The organism is Micromonospora sp. WMMA1923, from assembly GCF_049179195.1.
Lineage (GTDB): Bacteria > Actinomycetota > Actinomycetes > Mycobacteriales > Micromonosporaceae > Micromonospora > Micromonospora yangpuensis.
In genome coordinates this window covers 5,132,665-5,152,070 of sequence record NZ_JBMHLZ010000001.1, presented here as the reverse complement: position 1 = coordinate 5,152,070, position 19,406 = coordinate 5,132,665, and the positions used below count along the sequence as shown (strand labels likewise).

16 protein-coding genes are annotated in these 19,406 nt (G+C 73.9%); 9 read left to right on the top strand and 7 right to left on the bottom strand.

All coding sequences use genetic code 11. The features are described 5' to 3' along the window. Positions 1–87 precede the first annotated feature (87 nt). Complete coding sequence (locus tag ACN28G_RS23355) at positions 88–2,679, bottom strand: S8 family serine peptidase (RefSeq protein ID WP_421480330.1); 2,592 nt, start codon at positions 2,677–2,679, stop codon at positions 88–90. Positions 2,680–2,895: 216 nt separating this feature from the next. Between ACN28G_RS23355 and ACN28G_RS23350 the strand changes: the two genes are divergently transcribed. Next, positions 2,896–4,722 carry a glycerol-3-phosphate dehydrogenase/oxidase gene (locus tag ACN28G_RS23350; RefSeq protein WP_421480329.1) on the top strand — a complete coding sequence of 609 codons (1,827 nt, stop codon included), beginning with the start codon at positions 2,896–2,898 and terminating at the stop codon, positions 4,720–4,722. 83 nt (positions 4,723–4,805) lie between these two features. Here the strand turns inward: ACN28G_RS23350 and ACN28G_RS23345 are convergent, their stop codons facing one another. Then, positions 4,806–6,206: an FAD-binding oxidoreductase gene (locus ACN28G_RS23345; protein ID WP_421480328.1), complete on the bottom strand. Its 1,401-nt coding sequence runs from the start codon at positions 6,204–6,206 to the stop codon at positions 4,806–4,808. A gap of 95 nt (positions 6,207–6,301) precedes the next feature. On the opposite strand from ACN28G_RS23345, the gene ACN28G_RS23340 reads away from it, so the two are divergent. After that, positions 6,302–6,607: a DUF4031 domain-containing protein gene (locus tag ACN28G_RS23340; protein ID WP_091444676.1), complete on the top strand. Its 306-nt coding sequence runs from the start codon at positions 6,302–6,304 to the stop codon at positions 6,605–6,607. On the opposite strand, the gene ACN28G_RS23335 is transcribed toward ACN28G_RS23340, so the two are convergent. Continuing rightward, positions 6,591–7,229: a metal-dependent phosphohydrolase gene (locus ACN28G_RS23335; RefSeq protein WP_421480327.1), complete on the bottom strand. Its 639-nt coding sequence runs from the start codon at positions 7,227–7,229 to the stop codon at positions 6,591–6,593. The genes ACN28G_RS23340 and ACN28G_RS23335 overlap by 17 nt on opposite strands. 119 nt (positions 7,230–7,348) lie before the next feature. Between ACN28G_RS23335 and ACN28G_RS23330 the strand changes: the two genes are divergently transcribed. Together ACN28G_RS23330 and ACN28G_RS23325 are read left to right on the top strand one after the other, a co-directional pair. Continuing rightward, positions 7,349–8,551 carry an FUSC family protein gene (locus ACN28G_RS23330; protein WP_091447517.1) on the top strand — a complete coding sequence of 401 codons (1,203 nt, stop codon included), beginning with the start codon at positions 7,349–7,351 and terminating at the stop codon, positions 8,549–8,551. Positions 8,552–8,571: 20 nt separating this feature from the next. Continuing rightward, positions 8,572–10,245 carry a PrsW family intramembrane metalloprotease gene (locus ACN28G_RS23325; protein ID WP_421480962.1) on the top strand — a complete coding sequence of 558 codons (1,674 nt, stop codon included), beginning with the start codon at positions 8,572–8,574 and terminating at the stop codon, positions 10,243–10,245. A 16-nt stretch (positions 10,246–10,261) separates the two neighbouring features. Here the strand turns inward: ACN28G_RS23325 and ACN28G_RS23320 are convergent, their stop codons facing one another. Together ACN28G_RS23320 and ACN28G_RS23315 are read right to left on the bottom strand one after the other, a co-directional pair. Beyond that, positions 10,262–10,429, bottom strand: a complete 168-nt coding sequence (locus ACN28G_RS23320) for a hypothetical protein (RefSeq protein ID WP_175440666.1) — start codon at positions 10,427–10,429, stop codon at positions 10,262–10,264. Between the two features lie 170 nt (positions 10,430–10,599). Further along, complete coding sequence (locus tag ACN28G_RS23315) at positions 10,600–10,938, bottom strand: GroES family chaperonin (protein ID WP_091444662.1); 339 nt, start codon at positions 10,936–10,938, stop codon at positions 10,600–10,602. A gap of 125 nt (positions 10,939–11,063) precedes the next feature. On the opposite strand from ACN28G_RS23315, the gene ACN28G_RS23310 reads away from it, so the two are divergent. Beyond that, entirely contained in the window at positions 11,064–12,422 is a 1,359-nt protein-coding gene (locus tag ACN28G_RS23310; protein ID WP_308472684.1) for an AI-2E family transporter, read from the top strand. Between the two features lie 37 nt (positions 12,423–12,459). Here the strand turns inward: ACN28G_RS23310 and ACN28G_RS23305 are convergent, their stop codons facing one another. Then, the gene (locus ACN28G_RS23305) at positions 12,460–14,613 is read right to left on the bottom strand and encodes an ATP-dependent DNA helicase (protein WP_421480326.1); all 2,154 of its coding nucleotides are present in this window, start codon (positions 14,611–14,613) and stop codon (positions 12,460–12,462) included. A 150-nt stretch (positions 14,614–14,763) separates the two neighbouring features. Here ACN28G_RS23305 and ACN28G_RS23300 point away from each other — a divergent pair, with 150 nt between their 5' ends. From ACN28G_RS23300 to ACN28G_RS23285, 4 genes are all read left to right on the top strand, one after another. After that, positions 14,764–15,270 (top strand): DUF402 domain-containing protein, encoded by a 507-nt coding sequence (locus ACN28G_RS23300; RefSeq protein WP_091444651.1) that lies wholly within the window; start codon positions 14,764–14,766, stop codon positions 15,268–15,270. A 66-nt stretch (positions 15,271–15,336) separates the two neighbouring features. After that, on the top strand, positions 15,337–16,296 hold the full coding sequence (locus ACN28G_RS23295) for a PPK2 family polyphosphate kinase (protein ID WP_229688439.1): 960 nt from the start codon (positions 15,337–15,339) through the stop codon (positions 16,294–16,296). A 144-nt stretch (positions 16,297–16,440) separates the two neighbouring features. Further along, positions 16,441–17,067 (top strand): DUF47 domain-containing protein, encoded by a 627-nt coding sequence (locus ACN28G_RS23290; RefSeq protein WP_091444644.1) that lies wholly within the window; start codon positions 16,441–16,443, stop codon positions 17,065–17,067. Between the two features lie 5 nt (positions 17,068–17,072). Continuing rightward, positions 17,073–18,077 (top strand): inorganic phosphate transporter, encoded by a 1,005-nt coding sequence (locus tag ACN28G_RS23285; RefSeq protein WP_091444641.1) that lies wholly within the window; start codon positions 17,073–17,075, stop codon positions 18,075–18,077. A gap of 130 nt (positions 18,078–18,207) precedes the next feature. Here the strand turns inward: ACN28G_RS23285 and ACN28G_RS23280 are convergent, their stop codons facing one another. Then, positions 18,208–19,176, bottom strand: coding sequence for a Gfo/Idh/MocA family protein (locus ACN28G_RS23280; RefSeq protein ID WP_421480325.1), 969 nt, complete (start codon positions 19,174–19,176; stop codon positions 18,208–18,210). Positions 19,177–19,406 lie beyond the last annotated feature (230 nt).

Here is a 19,406-nt window from a genome sequence, read left to right as displayed (position 1 = left end):
CCGGGCCAGCCCGCAGCCGGGCAGCCCAGCCCGGGCCAGCCCGCAGCCGGGCAGCCCAGCCCGGGCCAGCCGCACAGCTCAGCCGGGTCAGCCCCGGGCGGCCTGGACGGCGGCGTAGGCGTCGATCACGCCGGCACCGGCGCGGTCCGCACCCGGGCACCCGCCGGCCGGTTGGTCGGGGTCGGGCCGGGCCGGGGTCGCGGTGTCCCGCAGCAGCTGCCGGGTCCGGTCGACGTCGCCGACCAGGTCCGGGTTGGCCGACCACATCAGCGCCACCACGCCGGCCACCTGCGGGGTGGCCATCGAGGTGCCGTCCAGGGTGGCGTATCCGCCGCCGGGCATCGCGGAGAGCACCCCCGCGCCGGGCGCGACCAGGTCAGGCTTGGCCGCGCCGCCGGCCGCCGGCCCCCGGCTGGAGAAGATCGTCACCTGCCGCTGCCGGTCCACCGCACCGACGGTCAACACATCCGGGTACGTCGCCGGCGGGTCCTCGATCGAGCCACAGGACGGGCCGGTGTTGCCGGCGGCGGCCACCACGAAGATGCCCGCCGCCTCCAGCGCGGCGGTGGCCGGCCGGAGCAGCCCCGGGTCACAGCCCTCGATCGGCGGACATCCCCACGAGTTGGTGAGCACGTCCGGGGCGCGTGCGGGGCGACCGTCGCGGAACGGGTCCCCGCCTACCGGGAACGGGGCCAGCATGAACTGGAGGCAGTCCAGGTACCGGGCCGGGCTGCCGAGGTTGCGGTTGAGGTTGACACAGCCGGTCCACCTGGCGTCGGGGGCCACCCCGATCCCGCTGCGGCCGACCGCGCTGCCCAGCGTGTGGGTGCCGTGTCCGCTGCGGTCGGTCGGGGCCGGGGTGCCGGCCCACGGGTCGTACCAGGAGTCGTCGCCGCCCCGGAAGCCGGCGGAGAGCGCCGGATGGGCACCGTCCACCCCGGAGTCGGAGCTGCCCACCACCACCCCGGCACCGGTCACCCCGAACTCGCTCCACACCCGGTCCGCACCGATCAGCGAGATGTTCCAGGCCGGCCCGGCCGGCGCGCTCTGGTCGCCGCGGTTGGCCGGTACCGCCGCCGGTAGCGGTCGCAGCCGCTGGCTGACCAGTACCCGGGCCACCTCGGGCCGGCGGCTCAGCCAGGCCCGTACCGCCGGCCCGCCGTCGGTCTCGATGGCGTTGACCAGGTAGTAGGGGGTGGGTGCCAGCCGCAGCCGACGCAGCTCCCGGCGCAGGTCGACCTGGGTCCGCTCGGCGGTGTCGACCAGTCGGCGGTGCACCTCGGTGACGCGGGCGTCCCGGCCGGCACGACCCGGCGCGGCGGCCGGCAGGTCGGTCAGGTCCGCCTGCTCGCGCAGCACCACCAGCAGCCGTTCGCCGTGCAGCCCGGGTTGGCCGGGGCCGAGACCGACCACCGCGACGGCGGCCAGCCCGACCGCGACGGCGGCGACGGCGACCCGCCGCGCCGGGTGGGCACGGCGGGCCCGGCCGAGCACGACGCCGTACCCGATGGCCAGCGCGACCGCGACGGCCAGCCCGGCCGCGGTCGCCACCGCGACCCAGAACGGCACGTCGCGGGAGTCGGCCAGCAGGAGCGTGATCTCCTCCGGGTCGGCGTAGGCAAGCGGACCGAACACGCCGAGCCCGACCAGCCAGCGGGTCGCGGCGGAGCCGGACGGTCGGCCCGAGCGCAGCGCCGCCGCGTGCAGCGCGGCCAGCACGAATCCGACCGGTGGCAGCGTGAACAGCGCCGGCAGCTGCGCACCGGACTGGCCGGTACCGGCCGCCAGCAGCAGCAGGGCCACCCCGGCCACCAGGCCCCCGACCAGCACCAACCGGGCCGCCCGGGGTGGCGTGCCGACGGTGAACCGGGCCCAGAAGCCGGCATCGAGCAGCACCCCGGCCAGGGCACCGACCGCTGCCGCCGCCAGGGCGGCGAGGGCCGTCTCCAGCAGGCCACCGAGGGCACCCACCCAGACCCAGGGGAGCAGCAGGAGCAACCCGGCAGCGGCCGCGAGCAGGGTGACCGCCCCCGGTCGCCATGGCCCGGCCGGACGGTGGCGTTCGGCGGGCTGCTGTACCTGGGCGGGCTGGCGGGGCTCGGCGGGCTGCTGTACCTGGGCGGGCTGGCGGGGCTCGGCGGGCTGCTGGGTTCCGGCGGATCGGCCGGGCCCGGCGGGCAGTCCGGCGCGGCGCAGGACACGGCCGCCGACCAGGGCGAGCAGCGCGGCGGTGCCGGCCAGCAGGGCCAGGTAGGCCTCGTGGTGCACGGGCGGGACGGCCCGCAGCAGGAGCAGCACGCCGAGGCTCAGCGTGCCGGCCAGCCAGACCCGGCCGGTGGCCCGGACCGCCGGGGAGCGTGGCAAGAGGGCGAGCAGCAGCGTGGGCGTGCCGAGCACGACCACGGTGCCCAGGGCCAGACCCGGCCAGAGCCCGACCAGCCGGTGCAGGCCGGTGGCGAGCACCACCTGGTCGACCAGCCAGCCGCCGGCCTGACCGACCACGACGAACCCGACGGTCCAGAGCCCGACCAGCGCCGCCAGCACCACCGGCCACGGCCCGGAACCCGACCGGCCCGGTCCTGGCCCGGCGGTCGGTGGCCACCCGGGCGGTACCGGCCCGGCGGGCGGCATCGGGCCGGGCGGCATCGGGCTGGCGGGTGGCATCGGGCCGGACAGCATCGGGCCGGCGGTCGGCGGCCACCCGGGCGGCACCGGGCTGGCGGGCGGGCCGGGGGGCGGCATCGGGCCGGCGGGCGGCGTGGGTGGACCGCCGGGTGGCACCGGGCCGGGCGACGCGGGCGGACCTGCGGGTGGTGGGTGGCCGGCCTCCATTCTCCGACAGTACGGGCCGGACGGCACCTGCTGCCGCTCGCCCGGGACGGTTACCGTGGACGGGTGCGTGACCCCAACCTCTCCCGCGCCCTGGCCGGCCAACTCTCCCCGCAACGCCGCGCCGCCGACCTGCGTCGCCTCCGCGCCGAGCGGTTCGACGTGCTGGTCATCGGCGGTGGTGTCACCGGGGCGGGGGCTGCTCTCGACGCCGCCTCCCGAGGGCTCAAGGTGGCCCTGGTCGAGGCCCGTGATCATGCCGCCGGCACCTCCAGCCGGTCCAGCAAGCTGATCCACGGTGGCCTGCGCTACCTGGAGCAGCTGGAGTTCGGGCTGGTGCACGAGGCACTCACCGAGCGCGGCCTGCTCGCCACCCGGCTGGCTCCGCACCTGGTCCGGCCGGTGCCGATCCTGGTGCCGCTGCCCGGCGAGCCGGGTGCCCGCGGACTGCCCGCCCGTGCCTGGCGACGGGCGTACTACGGGTTGGGTGTCGCGGCGTACGACGCCTTCGCCGGCCTGCTCGGCGGTGACCGGGGGATGCCGCTGCACCGCCACCTGAGCCGGGAGGGCGCCCGGCGGCTCTTCCCGAGCCTGCGCGCCGACGCCCTGGCCGGCGCGATCCGCTACCACGACGGGCAGGTCGACGACGCCCGGCTGGTGGTCACCCTGGCCCGCACCGCCGCCAGCCTCGGCGCGACCGTGGTCACCAGCGCCCGCGCGGTCGGGCTGATCCGGCAGGCCCGGGAGGTCACCGGGGTCCGGGTCCGGGACCTGGAGGCACCCAACGGCGCGGGCGCCGAGTTCGAGGTACGCGCCCGCACGGTCATCGCCGCCACCGGTGTGTGGAGCGACGACCTGTCCCGGATGCTCGACGACGTCGGGGTACGGCCCGGGATCCGGGTCCGGGCCTCCAAGGGGGTGCACCTGGTGGTGCCCCGCTCGGCGATCACCGGGGAGACCGGGCTGATCCTGCGCACCCCCACCTCGGTGCTCTTCGTCATCCCGTGGGGTGGGCACTGGATCATCGGCACCACCGACACCGACTGGCGGCTCGACCGGTCCCACCCGGCGGCCTCCGCGCGGGACATCGCGTACCTGTTGGACCAGGTCAACACGGTGCTGGAACGGCCGCTGACCACCGCCGACATCGAGGGCGTCTACGCCGGGCTGCGCCCGCTGCTGGCCGGCGAGGCGGACAGCACCTCCAAGCTCTCCCGGGAGCACGCCGTCTTCGAGCCGATGCTGGGGCTGCTGGTGGTCGCCGGGGGCAAGTACACGACGTACCGGGTGATGGCCGCCGACGTGGTGGACCAGGCCGCCCGCCGGCTCGGCGGGGTACGCCGGTCGCGCACCGCCGACCTGCCGTTGCTCGGCGCGGACGGGTACGCGGCGATGTGGCGGGACCGGGCCGACCTGGCCCGCCGGCACGGCATGCCGGTCGGGGTGCTGGAGCACCTGCTGGAGCGGTACGGCACCCTCACCCTGGAGCTGCTCGCCCTGATCGACGCCGATCCGCTGCTCGGTTCCCCGCTGGCCGGGGCCCCGGAGTACCTCGCCGCCGAGGTGACGTACGCGGCCCGCGCCGAGGGCGCCCTGCACCTGGAGGACGTGCTGACCCGGCGTACCCGGATCTCGTTCGAGACCGCCCACCGCGGCCTGGAGTCGGCCGAGCACACGGCCGAGCTGATGGGCGCGGTGCTGGGCTGGGACGCCGAGACCCGGGCCCGCGAGGTCGACCACTACCGGGCCCGGGTGGCGGCGGAGCGGCAGTCGCAGACCATGCCGGACGACGCCACCGCCGACGCGGCCCGGCTCGGCGCGCCCGACGTGCGGGGCTTCGCCGCCGACCGGGGTACCGACGGCGATCCGGCCGAACTCCCGTCCGCACGCTGACCGGGGCCCCGCCGCTGACCGGGGCTCTGCTGCTGGCCGGGCCCGGGTGGCCGTTGTCCGGGATCGGGTGGTCGCCGACCGGGTCAGAGGACCTTGCCGGGGTTGAGCAGGCCGGTGGGGTCGAGCGCGGCCTTCACCGCCTGGTGCACCCGGACGCCGACCGGGCCGATCTCCCGGGCCAGCCAGTCCCGTTTGAGCAGGCCGACGCCGTGCTCGCCGGTGCAGGTGCCGCCGAGCGCCAGCCCCAGCCGCATGATCTCGTCGAAGGCCCGTCGGCTGCGCTCGACGCTCGCCGGGTCGGCCCGGTCCACCACGATGTTCGGGTGCATGTTGCCGTCACCGGCGTGCCCGACCACCCCGATCGGCACGGCGCACTCGGCGGCGATCCGGGCCACCCCGTCCAGCAGCTCCGCCAGCGCGCCGCGCGGCACCGCCACGTCGTCGATGATCAGGCCGCCGTTGCCCTCCGGGTACGTCCGCGCGGCGTACCGTTCCATCGCCGCGTGGGCCAGCCGCCGGGCCTGGAGCAGGGCCGCCGCCTCGACCGCGTCGGTGGCCGAGTACACCTCGGCGGCCCCGGCGGCCGTGCAGACCTCGGCGATCCGGGCCAGGTCGTCCGCGGCCCGGGAGCCGGTGTCGACGGCGGCCAGCAGCAACGCCTGCGCGTCGGTACGCAACCCCATCGGTTGGTACGCCTCGATGGCCCGCAGGTGGATCTGGTCGAGCAGCTCCAGCAGGCTCGGGGTGAGCCCGTCGGCGGCGATCCGGGCCACCGCCGTACCCGCCGCGGCCGTGGAGTCGAAGACCGCGACCAGGGTCAGCGACTCCTGCGGGGCCGGCCGCAGCGCCACGGTCACCTCGGTGATCACCCCGAGGGTGCCCTCCGAGCCGACGAAGAGCCGGGTCAGGTCGTACCCGGCGACGCCCTTGGCGGTCCGGCGGCCGGTGCGCAGCACCTCACCGGAGGCGAGCACCACCTCCAGGCCGAGGACGTACTCGCCGGTCACGCCGTACTTGACGCAGCACATCCCACCGGCGTTGGTGGCCACGTTGCCGCCGATGGTGGACGACTCCCACGATCCGGGGTCGGGCGGGTAGTAGAGGCCCTGCCGGGCCACCGCGCCGGCCAGCGTGGCGTTGACCACTCCCGGCTGCACCACGGCGATCCGGGCCACCGGGTCGATCTCGCGGATCTCGGTCATCGCGGCCGTGCTCAACAGCACCGCGCCGTCGACGGCGTTCGCCGCCCCGGCCAGCCCGGTCCGGGCCCCCTGCGGCACCACCGGTACGCCGTGCCGCGCGGCGGCGCGCAGCACCGCCACCACCTCCCCGGTGTCCCGCGGCCGGACCACCACCAGGGGCGTACCGGCCGGACAGAGGTCCGCCTCGTCGCGCTGGTGGGTCCGCAGCAGGTCCGGGTCGGTCAACACCGCGTCGGTGCCGAGGGCGGCGCGCAGCTCGTCCAGCAGGGGGGTTCCGGCCATGCCGGGAAGGCTAACCGCCCCTCGGCGCTTCGCCCACGCCCTGATCACCTCCGGTGGTCCGAAGCGGTACGGCTCCACCGGCTAGATTCGACGCCGTGGTGTATCTGGACCGGCCGGCCTGGCCCTGGCGGGGGCGGCTGTGGTCGCATCTGATCAGCGACGTCTCCCTGGCCGAGCTGCACGTTTTCGCCGAGATGCTCGGCGCGCCCCGGCGGGCCTTCGACCGGGACCACTACGACATCCCGGCCGAACGGTTCGAGATGGCGGTCTGGCTGGGCGCCCGGGTGCTGCCCAGCAGGGAACTGGTCCGGCTGCTCCGCGAATCCGGTCTGCGTCGACCGAAGCACCTGGTCAGGAGTTCCGCACCCACCCGGCTACCCACACTCACCCCCGTAGGATGACGAGTTCCCGGGTCAGGTTCGCCCGGGCGCGGTGCTCCCAGTGCCGGGCCGGCTCCGGCAGCCGGTACCGGGTGGGCAGGGCGAGCAGGGCGGTCAGCACCCGGGTCCGGCCGGCCCGGAACGCCGGGTCGGGGACGTGGGCGTACTCCCGGCGGATCCGGGCGGCGTACCGGTCGTACTCCGGTGGTGGGGCCGCCAGGATCGCCAGGTCGGCGTCGCAGAGCAGAGCGCCGTCGCGGTCGCCGGCGGCGACCGTGTGCCCGGCGGTGAGCAGCACCAGCCGGCGTACCTCGGCCACCGCCGCCGACGGCAACCCGACCTCGGTCAGCAGGGTGCCGGCCAGCGCGGCGCTGTCGCGTTCGTTGGTGTCACCGGGGGCGCGCGGGTCGTAGACCGCGTCGTGGCACCAGGCGGCCAGCCGTACCAGGTCGGGGTGCCCGGCGTGGTCCGCGTACCGGTCGACCACGTCGAGGACGGCGCTCAGGTGCCCGACGGTGTGGTAGTGCCGGTGCGGTTCCCGCCAGCGGGCCAGTAACCGGTCGCCCGCGGCGGTCAGCTCGGCGGTGTCCGGCGCGCCGGCACCGCGGGCCGCCGCCCGCCACCGCTGGATCAGGTCTCCCACGACTGCGAGTCTGCCCCACCGGCACCGCGGGCGAGGATTCGCCGGCAGCAACGCGGGTAGTCCCCGCCGTGGCCCGGAACCGAGGAATATCGTGGCTGTGGCGGGTGCCCGCCGAGGGCATGCCGGACGCCGACTCGGACCGGATCGCCAAGGCGATGTCCCACCTGAAGCACCAGGGGCACACCACCCTGCGCGACCGGTGGCACCGGTTGCGCGCCACCTCGATCCTCGCCTTCCAGGCCGGGCTGGCCGCCGCGCTCTCCTGGCTGATCGCCCACGAGCTGCTGGGCAACGCGGAACCGGTCTTCGCCCCCATCTCGGCGGTCGGCACCCTGGCCGCCTCGGTCGGGCAACGGCTGCGCCGTACCTTCGAGGTGATCCTCGGGGTGGGCTTCGGAGTGGCCGTCGGTGACCTGTTGATCTACCTGCTCGGTACCGGTGCCTGGCAGCTCGGCCTGATCGTCACCCTGGCCATCCTGGTGACCATCTTCTTCGGCGGTTCGGTGGCGGTGGTGATCCAGGCCGCCGCGACCGCGGTACTGATCGTCACGCTCAGCCCGTCCGGGGCGGACCTGGAGATCCCCCGGTTCGTCGACGCCCTGGTCGGCGGCGGAACCGCGTTGCTGGTGACCGCCCTGCTGTTGCCGCTCAACCCGCTACGGGTGATCAACCGGGCCGCCCGGCCGGCGCTCGACCTGCTCGCCGACCAGTTGGACCGGACCGCCGACGCGCTGCGCGAACGCAACAGCGACGCCGCCCACGCCGCCCTGGAGCGGCTCCGGGACAACAAGGCGGAGTTGACCGACTTCGTCGACGCGATCGACGGCGCCAAGGAGACCATCACGATCTCGCCGGCCCGCTGGCACCGGCGCAACGAGCTGACCCACTACGCCGAGGCGGCGGATCCGATCGACCGGGCGATGCGCAACAGCGGCACCCTGATCCGCCGGTCGGTGACGCTTATCGAGGACGAGGAGGCGGTGCCGGAACCGATGCCGGACGCGGTGGGGCACCTGGCCGATTCGGTACGTCTGCTCAAGCACGAGTTCGCCGTCGGAGAGGAGCCGCAGCGGGCCCGGGAGCGTTCGCTACGGGCGGTCAGCGAGGCCGGCCGGGCGTACGCGATGGGGGTCGGCTTTTCCGGCAGCGTGGTGATCGCCCAGGTCCGGACCACCGCCAGTGACCTGCTGGTGGCCTCCGGCGTGGAGCAGCAGGAGGCCAACCGGCTGGTCCGGGAGGCCTTCGGTGAGCCCGAGGCGGCCAGCGGCCCGGCCGAGGGCAGGCCCGCGCCGGCCCCGCCCACCGCGCCGCCGCTGGGGTGAGCCGGATGCGGTGGAGCCGAATGCGGCCGGCCGGTCCGGCGCGGGATGGTTACCCTGACCGCATGGCCGTCACCCCGCCTTCGTCGACTCCACCCGGGTGGTCCGCCGCCCCCCAGTCGGCTCCGCCGGGTTTGTCCGGCCCGCAGTCCGCCCCGCCGGGTTTGTCCGACCCGCAGTCGGCTCCGCCGGGTTGGTCCGGCCCGCAGTCGGCTCCGCCGGGTGGTGGGCCGCCGTCGGGCTGGTCGCCGGGCACCCCGCCGGGGGACGCCGGGTCGATGCCCCGCCGCCGGTTGGGCTGGCGACGGTTCCTGGTCCTGGCCGGGGTGGTGTTGCTGATCGCCGCGTGCGCGCTGTTCATGGTGATCACGCTGGGGGCCAGCCTGGGCGCGGAGGCGCTGCTGATCGGTCTGGTGGCGGCGATCCTGCCGGTGCCGGTGCTGGTCGCCTGCTTCCTCTGGCTGGACCGGTACGAGCCGGAACCGCTCAAGTACCTGATCTTCTGCTTCGCCTGGGGCGCGTTCGTCTCCACCGCCGCCTCGCTGACGGTCAACGAGTTCTTCGCCGCCCGGTTCGCCGACTGGGGCCTGCCGGCCGCGCTGACCGCCGTGCTGGTGGCACCCTTCATCGAGGAGCTGACCAAGGCGTTGGGGCCGATCCTGCTGCTGGTCTTCCGGCGGCGGGAGTGGTCCGGGATCACCGACGGGCTGGTCTACTGCGGGCTCTCCGCGGTCGGCTTCGCGATGGTGGAGAACATCCTCTACCTCGGCGGGTACGGCTATGCCACCGGCGTCGACGAGTACGGCCCGGCCACCGGCGCGCAGCAGGTGATCGCCATCTTCATCGTCCGGATCCTGCTCTTCGGCTTCGCCCATCCGCTGTTCACCTCGATGACCGGTGTCGGGTTGGGCATCGCCGCCCGGACGGCCGACCGGCGGGTCCGGTTCCTGGCCCCGGCCGCCGGTCTGCTGCTGGCGATGATGCTGCACGGCGCCTGGAACCTGCTGCCCACGTTGGGTGCGGCCGTCGGGCGGCCGGCGATCGCGTTGTTCGGCTTCGTCGGCGTGATGTTCCCGATCTTCTTCGCCATGGTCGGGGTGGCCGTCTGGGTGCGTGCCTGGGAGGGCCGGCTGACCGAGCGCACGCTGCCGGACTACGTGCGGGCCGGCTGGCTCACCCCGCCCGAGGTGGCCGCGCTGGGCAGTCTGGGCCGCCGGCACGCGGCCCGTTCCTGGGCCCGTCGGGTGGCCGGTGACGGCGGGGTACGAGCCATGCGGGGATACCAGTTCGCCGCCACCCGGCTGGCCCTGCTGCGGGACGGCATGCGGCGTGGGCTGGACGTCAAACCGGCCGACCGGGAACGCACCGCCCAGGAGGAGCGGGAACTGCTCGACTCGATCGCCCGGTACCGGTCGTTCTTCGTCGGTCGGGATCCGCAGGCCCCGGTCGGTCTCTGGGACGGCGACCGCTACCACCTGCGCTTCCCGGACGGCTCACAGCGGGCGGTGGCCGCTCCGGACGAGCCGGTGGTGCCGATCCCGGTGGTGCTGACCCCGCCCCCGGTCCACCACGGCTACGGCGGCCATCCGGGCTACGGCGGCCATCCGGGTTACGGCGTTCACCAAGGTCACGGCGGTGCCCCGGGTTACGGCGGCGGTCACCCGGGGCACGGTGGGCACCCCGGCTGGTACCGGTGACGGTGGGCCGGGACCGTCAGGTCATCAGGCCGGTGAGGAAGTCGCCGAGGCCCTGGGCCATCGCCACCAGGGCCACCCCGATCGACTTGAACATCTGCGCCGCCGCCTCCGGGCGGAAGGCCATGAAGTAGATCAGGAACGCGAGACTTCCCCAGGCCAGCACTCTCTTGATGACTACCGGCATCGTCCCTCCCCAGGGCCGGCGGATGAGCCTGGCTTCCCAGCGGAGCACGAAGCAAACGGCGCGAGGGCGCGGGCGCGTGGCGAACAACGCCCGGCACGGGCGCGGGGACCATCGGGCGCCCGTGGACGGGCGCGGGGATCAACGGGCGCCCGTGGACGGGCGCGGGCGGGTCAGAGGTACAGGCCGGTGGAGTTCTCCTCGACCCGCTCGGCGGCCACCGCGTGTACGTCGCGTTCGCGCAGCAGGACGTACGCCCGGCCGTGCAACTCGACCTCGGAACGGTCGTCGGGGTCGAAGAGCACCCGGTCGCCGGCGACGATCGAGCGTACGTGCGGCCCGACGCCGACCGCGGTGGCCCAGGCCAGCCGCTTGCCCACGGCGGCGGTCGCCGGGATGACGATGCCGGCGCTGGACCGCCGCTCGCCGTCGGCACCCTCCGTCCGGACCAGCACCCGGTCGTGCAGCAGTCGGATCGGCAGGCCGGTGTCGAGGTTCGGGTCCGAGGTCACGTCGCAGACGGTACCGTGCCGCGCGATACCGGGCCGGCGGGCCTGCGGGGTTACGGTTCACCTCGGGTTGGGCACTGTGTGGCTCACCTGCCCTACGGTGGCCCTGGCGGACGTACCCTGTCTGCCTGTCGTCGGGGGCTGCCCGAACCACCTGCCCGAACCATCCTGCCCGAACCACTGCCCAGGAGGTGCGCTTGAGCCGCTTCGAGCGGATACGCGGGCGGCTGCGCCGCGCGTACGAGTCGGGTCGGGAGTCGATCCGTGCCGCGCGTACCCCCTCTCCTGATCTTCCCGACGAGGCGGAGGTGGCCTCGCCGACCTCGCCCGGTCCGGTGGCCTCGCCCGCCACGACGGTGGTCGGCGCGTCGCCGCCGGCGGCCTCCACCGTCAGCCGGGACGACGAGGACGTGCCGAAGGGGCTGCGGATCGCCGCCGCCTGGTCGTGGCGGCTCATCGTCATCGGCGTCGTGCTCTGGGCGTTGATCCGGATCGTCGGCCAGGTCCGGATCGTGATCATTCCGTTGGCGATCGCGTTGCTGCTCTCGGCGCTGCTCGCGCCGGCCGTCGGCTGGCTGTTGCGGGCCCGGGTGCCCCGGTCGTTGGCCACGGCGGTGGTGCTGGTCGGTGGCCTGGCCGGGGTGGTCGGCACGCTGACCCTGGTGGTCAACGAGTTCATCAAGGGGGTGCCGGAGCTGAGCGAGAAGTCGTCGCAGGGGGTCCGGCAGATCCAGGACTGGCTGCGGGACGGGCCGCTGCACCTCTCCGACGGGCAACTCAACCGGTACATCGAGGAGGCCCAGAGCTGGGTCAACCAGAACACCAGCTCGTTGACGAGCGGTGCGCTGGCCACGGCCGCCACCGTGGTCGAGATGCTGACCGGCGCGCTGCTGGTGCTCTTCGCGATGTTCTTCTTCCTGCGCGACGGCAACAAGATCTGGCGGTTCCTGGTCCGGCTGCTGCCGGTCGCCGCCCGGTGGAAGGTCGACGACGCCGGCAGGGCCTCCTGGGAGACCCTGGTGGCCTACGTGCGGGCCACCGTGCTGGTGGCCTTCATCGACGCGGTGGGCATCGGCATCTTCCTGGTCGCCTTCGACATCCCGTTCGCCTTCCCGCTGACCGCGCTGGTGTTCCTGGGCGCGTTCATCCCGATCGTCGGTGCCACCCTCTCCGGGGCGGTCGCTGTCCTGGTGGCGCTGGTCGACAGCGGTCCGGTGACCGCGTTGATCATCCTGGCCGCGGTGATCGGCGTGCAGCAGGTGGAGGGCAACGTCCTCCAGCCGCTGATCATGGGCCGGGCGGTCTCCATCCACCCGCTTCCGGTGGTCATCGCGGTGACCGCCGGGGTGGTGCTGGCCGGCATCGTCGGCGCGCTGGTGGCGGTGCCGTTGATCGCGGTGCTCAACACCGCCGTGCGCCGGCTCGCCGCCCGACGGGTGCCGGACACCCCGCCGGACGCCGTGGTGGTGGCCTCCCAGGCCCCCTGACCGTCCGCTGACCCGCTCCCGACACAGCGGGGGCGGGTCAGCTCTTGGCCAGCCGTTCCAGCGCCCCCTGGGCCACCTCGGGCCGGGTGGTGTACCAGAACGGCGGCAGCGACCGGCGCAGGAAGGGCCCGTAGCCCCGGGCCGTCTCCAGCCGGGAGTCGAGCACCGCGACCACCCCCCGGTCGCCGGTGGCCCGGATCAGCCGGCCCACCCCCTGGGCCAACCGGACCGCCGCGATCGGCACGCTCACCGCCGCGAATCCGGAACCGCCGCCGGCGTCCACGGCGGCGGCCCGCGCCGCGGCGAGCGGCTCGTCGGGGCGGGGGAAGGGCAGCCGGTCGATCACCACCAGCTGGCAGGAGTCGCCGGGCACGTCCACGCCCTGCCAGAGCGACATCACCCCGAACAGGCAGCTCTCCCGTTCCTGCCGGAACCGGCGGACCAGCAGCGGCAGCGCCTCCTCGCCCTGCAGCAGCACCGGCAGGTCGGTCTGCGCCCGCAGCAGCTCCGCGGCCTGCTGCGCGGCCCGTCGCGACGAGAACAACCCGAGGGTACGACCACCGAGCGCCCGCACCAGCGTGAGCAGCTCCGCGCCGGCCGCCTCGGGCAGCCCGGAGACGCTGGGCCGGGGCAGGTGCGCGGCGACGTAGAGGATGCCCTGCCGGGCGTAGTCGAACGGGGAACCCACGTCGAGCGAGCGCCACCCCGGACCCTCGGTCACCGGGGTGACCGCCGCAGCGGAGCCCGACCCGTCCGGCGCGGCCGGAGCGCCCCGGGACTGCCGACCGTCGGTGGTGCGGGCCAACGCGGTGGCGGCCGGGCTGGGGGGCGCCGGGGGTGACGTCTCCAGCCCCAACGCGCGGGCCACCGTGTCGAACCGGCCGCCCAGCGCCAGGGTGGCGGAGGTGGCGACCACGGTGCGCTCGTCGTACAGGTGGGTGGCGAGGGTGCCGGCGACGGAGAGCGGGGCGACCACCAGCGCCCGCCGCGAGCCCTGGTCGTGCTTCTCCACCCAGGCCACGTCGTGCTCGGCCTCCTCCAGCAGCCGCTGCGCGGTGCCGGAGAGCTCGTCGAGCACCGCCTTGACCTGCTGTTTGCGCACCGGGTCCGGGTCGTCGGCCTTGACGTCGCCGAGCGCCTCCAGGGCGCTGCGGGTGGCCGCGTCGAGCAGCGTGCACGCCTCACGCAGCGCGGCCGGCAGCCCGCCGGTCAGCCGCCCGGCCGGGGTCTCACCGAGCCCGACCGCCAGCGCGTCGCCGGCCTCGGTCAACGCCTCGGCGGTCTCCGGCTTGAGCAGCGGCCGGGCCCGCCGGCCGGAGCGGTCGATCAACTCCGGGGTCAGCTCCGCCTGGGCGGCCGAGGAGACCCGGTCGGCCAGCTCGTGCGCCTCGTCCACGATGAGCAGCTTGTGCGGCGGCACGATGTGCCGGCCGGCCAGCATGTCCACGGCGAGCAGGCTGTGGTTGGTGACCACGATGTCGGCCTCCCGGGCCCGGGCCCGGGACGCCTCGGCGAAACACTCGTCGCCGAAGGGGCAGCGGGCCGCGCCGACACACTCCCGCGCCGGCATCGACACCAGCCGCCAGGCCTGGTCGTCCACGCCGGGGTCCAGCTCGTCGCGGTCGCCGGTGTCGGACTCCATCGCCCAGTCGCGCAGCCGCTGGATCTGCTTGCCGAGGCGACCCGCCTCACCCAACCACTTCGTCCCGCCACCGGGCCGTTCCGCCGGGGCGTCGAAGAGGGTGTCGGTGGGCTCGTCCTCGGTCGAGTTGTCCAACCGGGCCAGGCAGAGGTAGTGGTGCCGGCCCTTGAGCACGGCGAAGGTCGGCCGGCGACCCAGCAACGGGGTGACCGCGTCGGCCAGCCGGGGCAGGTCGTGCTCGACGAGCTGGGACTGCAGGGCCAGGGTGGCGGTGGAGACCACCACCGGCCCGTCCACGGTCAACGCCGGGGCGAGGTACGCCAGGGACTTGCCGGTGCCGGTGCCGGCCTGCACCAGCAGGTGCTCACCGGTGTCGACGCTGGCGGCGATCGCCTCGGCCATCTGCTGCTGACCCGGGCGGGCGGCCCCGCCGGGCACCGCGCCGACGGCGGCGGCGAGCAGGTCCGGGCCACTTACCCGGTTGCCCCGGCGACGGGAGCCCCGACCCCTCGCGGTGGCGGATCCGGTGGCGGCGGGGGGCGGAGTCACGATGCGACCGTACCGGTCGGCACCGACACCGGTCGCGTCAGTCCGGGTGTGGGCGGGTCACCGTACGGCATCAACGGGTGACCTGAACCGCACTGTCCGGTTGTTTTCGGCAAGCGACTCCTGGGTGGTTATCGGCTAGGGTGGGGACTCATGCCGAGTGACGTCGTCCGTGTGATCTACCGCAAGTACGACGGCACCATGCACCGGGACTACCCGGCCCGCCGGCTGGCCGAGGACGACCTCGGCGTCTGGGTGGGCGTGACCGCCGGCACCGAGTCGATCTACCACGGCCGCCCCTCCGTCGAGCAGATCCCGTTCGTCCTGTTGGTGCCCCACCACGCCTGGTGGACCGGGATGTTCAACCCGCAGCCGCGCACCAGCGAGGTCTACTGCGACATCGCCACCCCGGCCCGCTGGGAGGCCGACCACACCGTCCACCTGGTCGACCTGGACCTCGACGTGGTGCGCCGGCGGAGCACCGGGCTGGTCGAGTTGCGCGACGAGGACGAGTTCGCCGAGCACCGGGAGCGCTTCGGCTACCCCGACGACCTGGTGACCGAGGCCGAGGCGGCGGCGCGGTGGCTGCTCGGCGCGCTCGGCGACGGCACCGAGCCGTTCGCCACGGCGTACCGGAAATGGTTGGCCCTGGTGGTCTGAGGCCCGCCGGCCCCGCCTTCGCCCGCACCGGTCGCCGGGGGTGCGACGGTGGGTCATGATCGCAGGATGAGCGCACCTGTCGGATCGCAGATCCTGCCCCCTGTCGGCGCGAGCATGCGTGAGCTGCTGCGGGTCGCACCGGCCGCGACGCCGGTGGACCTCGCCACGATCGACGCCCGGTCCACCCCCGGGCTGCCCGGCGTGGCGGTGACCGGCGCGGACCGCAAGGGGTGGGCCCGCGGGCAGGTCCGGCAGGTCGGCGCGGAGCTGGCCCGGCAGCAGGAGATGCTCTTCGCCACGGCGGCTGCCCAGGCGCGGACCGCCGGGCTGCCGGCCGAGGCCGGTCCGGGCCGGCGGGTGCTGCTGGTGTTGCAGGCGATGGACTGCGGCGGCAAGGACGGCACGATCAAGCGGGTCGCCGGCGCGATGAACCCGCTCGGCCTGCACATCCGGTCCTTCGGGGCACCTACCGACGAGGAGCTGCGGCACGACTTCCTCTGGCGCATCCGCCGGGCGCTGCCGCCGCCCGGGTACGTCGGGGTGTTCAACCGGTCACACTACGAGGACGTGCTGATCGCCCGGGTGGAGTCGCTTGTCGACGAGGCGACCTGGCGGACCCGGTACGACGAGATCAACGCCTTCGAGCGGGAGCTGGCCGCCGACGGGGTGAGCATCGTGAAGGTGATGCTGCACATCTCCCACGCCGAGCAGGGTGAGCGGCTCATGCAGCGGCTGACCGACCCGCGCAAGCACTGGAAGTACCAGCCGGCCGACGTCGACGCCCGGGCCCGCTGGGACGACTACCAGGCCGCGTACGCCGAGGCGTTGCGCCGGTGCGGCACGGAGGCCGCACCCTGGTTCGTGGTGCCGGCGGACCGCAAGTGGTACCGGGACTGGGCGGTGGCCCACCTGCTCCGGGAGACGTTCGCGGAGCTGCCCCTGGGGTATCCGGCGGCGGACTTCGACGTGGCCCGGGAACGCCAGCGGCTGGCGGGGGAGCTGGCGGCGGCTCCGCAGCCTAGATGAACGGCAGGTGAACGGCCAATGAATGGCGTCTGATCAGGGGTGGGCCGGCGTAGACCTCGATCGGTGGCCTCCTAGCATCTCCACTTGCAGGCACCCCTGCGGACGCCGGCCACCCCTATCACCCGACACGACGAGGTCCGTGCTGTGAAGTTTTCCTTCCGCCCGAACGAGGGCGCCTTCTACGAGCTCTTCACCAGGGCGGCGCAGAACCTGGTGAAGGGCACCGAGCTGCTCAACGAGCTGGCCCTGCCGGGGGTGGAGGTGCAGTCGGTGAGCGAGCGGCTCACCGAGGTCGAGCACGACAGCGACCAGATCACCCACGACCTCTACAAGAAGATCAACTCGACGTTCGTCACCCCGTTCGACCGGGAGGACATCTACCGCCTCGGGTCGCTGCTCGACGACGTGATGGACCACCTGGAGGCGGTCGGCAACCTGCTCTACCTCTACGGCCTCACCCAGCTGCCCTCGCTGCCCCGGGAGATGCACGAGCTGGTGAACGTCCTCGACCAGCAGGCGAAGCTGACCGCCGACGCGATGCCGCGGCTGAAGGCGATGAAGGACCTGGAGGACTACTGGATCGAGTGCAACCGGCTGGAGAACGAGGGTGACCAGGCGTACCGGATGCTGTTGGTCCGGCTCTTCTCCGGCGAGTACGACGCGCTGACGGTGCTCAAGATGAAGGAGGTCGCCGACGAGCTGGAGGCCGCCTGCGACGCCTTCGAGCACGTGGCGAACACCGTCGAGACCATCGCGGTCAAGGAGTCCTGAGCCCCGTGAGTCCCGAACTCATCGCCGTGCTGGCGGTGATCGGGGTGGCCCTGGTGTTCGACTACACCAACGGCTTCCACGACGCCGCCAACGCGATCGCGACAAGCATCTCCACCCGGGCGCTCACCCCCCGGGTCGCACTGGCCATGGCCGCGGTCGGCAACTTCATCGGCGCGCACTTCGGCGCGGAGGTGGCCAAGACCGTCGGTAGCGGGCTGGTCAGCCTCCCCACCGGCCGGGCCAGCCTCGGCATCGTCTTCGCCGGGGTGATCGGCGCGATCGTCTGGAACCTGATCACCTGGTACTTCGGCTTGCCCTCGTCCTCCTCGCACGCGCTGATCGGCGGCCTGGTCGGGGCCACCATCGCCGCCTCCGGCACGGTCCTCTGGGACGGCATCGGCCGGGACGTCATCATCCCGATGGTGCTCTCCCCGATGGTCGGCTTCGTGCTCGGCTACATCGCGATGATCGCCGTCCTGTGGATCTTCCGGAAGGGGCAGCCGGCCAAGCTGAACCGCGGCTTCCGCTGGGCGCAGACCGCCTCGGCCGCCGCGATGTCGGTAGGCCACGGCATGCAGGACGCCGCCAAGACCATCGGCATCGTGGTGCTCGCCCTCTTCGTCGGCGGGTACCAGGACGACCCGAGTCACATCCCCGAGTGGGCGTTCTGGACCTCGGCGGCGGTGCTGGCCGCCGGCACGTACGCCGGTGGGTGGCGGATCATCCGGACCCTCGGCCGCAAGATCATCGACCTGCGTCCGCCGGAGGGCTTCGCCGCCGAGACCGTCGCCAGCGGCGTGCTCTACTTCAACGCCCTGGTGCTCGGCGCACCGATCTCCACCACCCACACCATCACCTCGGCCATCATGGGCGTGGGCGCCACCAAGCGGCTCTCCGCCGTCCGGTGGGGCGTGGCCGGCAACATCGTCGGCGCCTGGATCCTCACCTTCCCGGCCGCCGGCAGCATCGGCGCCCTGATGTACTTCGCCGTCCGCCCCCTCTTCAGCTGACGGGTGTAAGGAAGGGCCCCTTGTTAACGCTTTCGGTAGAGAGGGGTTCCCCTCTCACGCCGGCCCGTTAACAAGGGGCCCTTCCTTACGGTGGTCTGCCCGGGCGGTGGTCAGCCTGGGGGTGGGGTGGTCAGCGGTAGGTGACGCCGATCTGGGCGCGGACGGTGTCCAGCAGGCCCATCACCTCCAGCGTGGTCGAGTGCGGGACCAGTGGGCTCTCGGTCAGCCCTTCGGCGAGGCAGCGCTGCACCTCGGCCGCCTCGTCCTGGTAGCCCGACCCGACGTGCTCGGCGACGATGGTCTCCGGCTCGGCCCCGGCCCGGTGCACGGTCACCGTGCCGGGCCGGAAGAACGGGTCGGCCAGCTCGATCCGGCCGGTGGTCCCGCCGATCACCGCGTTCGCCGGGGTGTGTCCGAGGATGCCGCAGCCCAGCGTGGCGACCGCGCCGTTGTCGTAGCCGAAGACGATGCCGGTGTTCTCGTCCACCCCCTCCGGGCTGATCTTCGCCCAGGAACGGATGTGCTGCGGCACGCCGAGCAGCAGGTGCGCCAGGCTCACCGGGTACACCCCCAGGTCGAGCAGGGCCCCACCACCGAGGGCCCGGGCCCGCATCCGGCTCTCCGGCGGGAACGGCCCGGCGACCCCGAAATCGGCCCGCACGGTGGTCAGCTCCCCGATCGCGCCGTCGGCGACCAGCTCACACACTCGGCGTACGACCGGATTGCAGCGCATCCACATCGCCTCCATGAGGAAGATCCCCTTGGCGCGGGCGGTCTCGACCAGCTCGGTGCTGTCGGCCAGGTCGAGGGTGAACGGCTTCTCCACCAGCACCGCCCGGCCCGCGTCGAGACAGATCGTGGTGGCCTCGTGGTGGGCGGAGTGCGGGGTGGCGACGTACACCACGTCCAGGTCGTCGTCCGCGGCGAGTTCGGCCCAGGAGCCGTACGCCCGCCCGATGTCGTGCGTCCGCGCGAAGGTCTCGGCGCTGGCGGTGCTGCGCGAGCCGACCGCGACCAGTTCGGCCCCCGGCACCAGTTTCAGGTCGGCGGCGAAGCGGGCGGCGATGTTTCCGGTGGCGAGAATGCCCCAACGTGTCATGCCGCGACGCTAGCCCAGGTCACGGTAGCGCTCCCAGCGGCACCGAGAAGGATCTGCCCGCAGAACCGAACCCCCTAGCAGCGACTTGCCCCTTTTGCGGCATGGCTGCCTCGTCGCACCCCCCGCCGCACTCGCTCCGTACCCGATCGGGTCTAGATCTTGGACACTTACCGTCCAAATAGAACGGTAAGTGTCCAAGATTCACTTGGGGTCCCGCGTCGGCGGGTGGG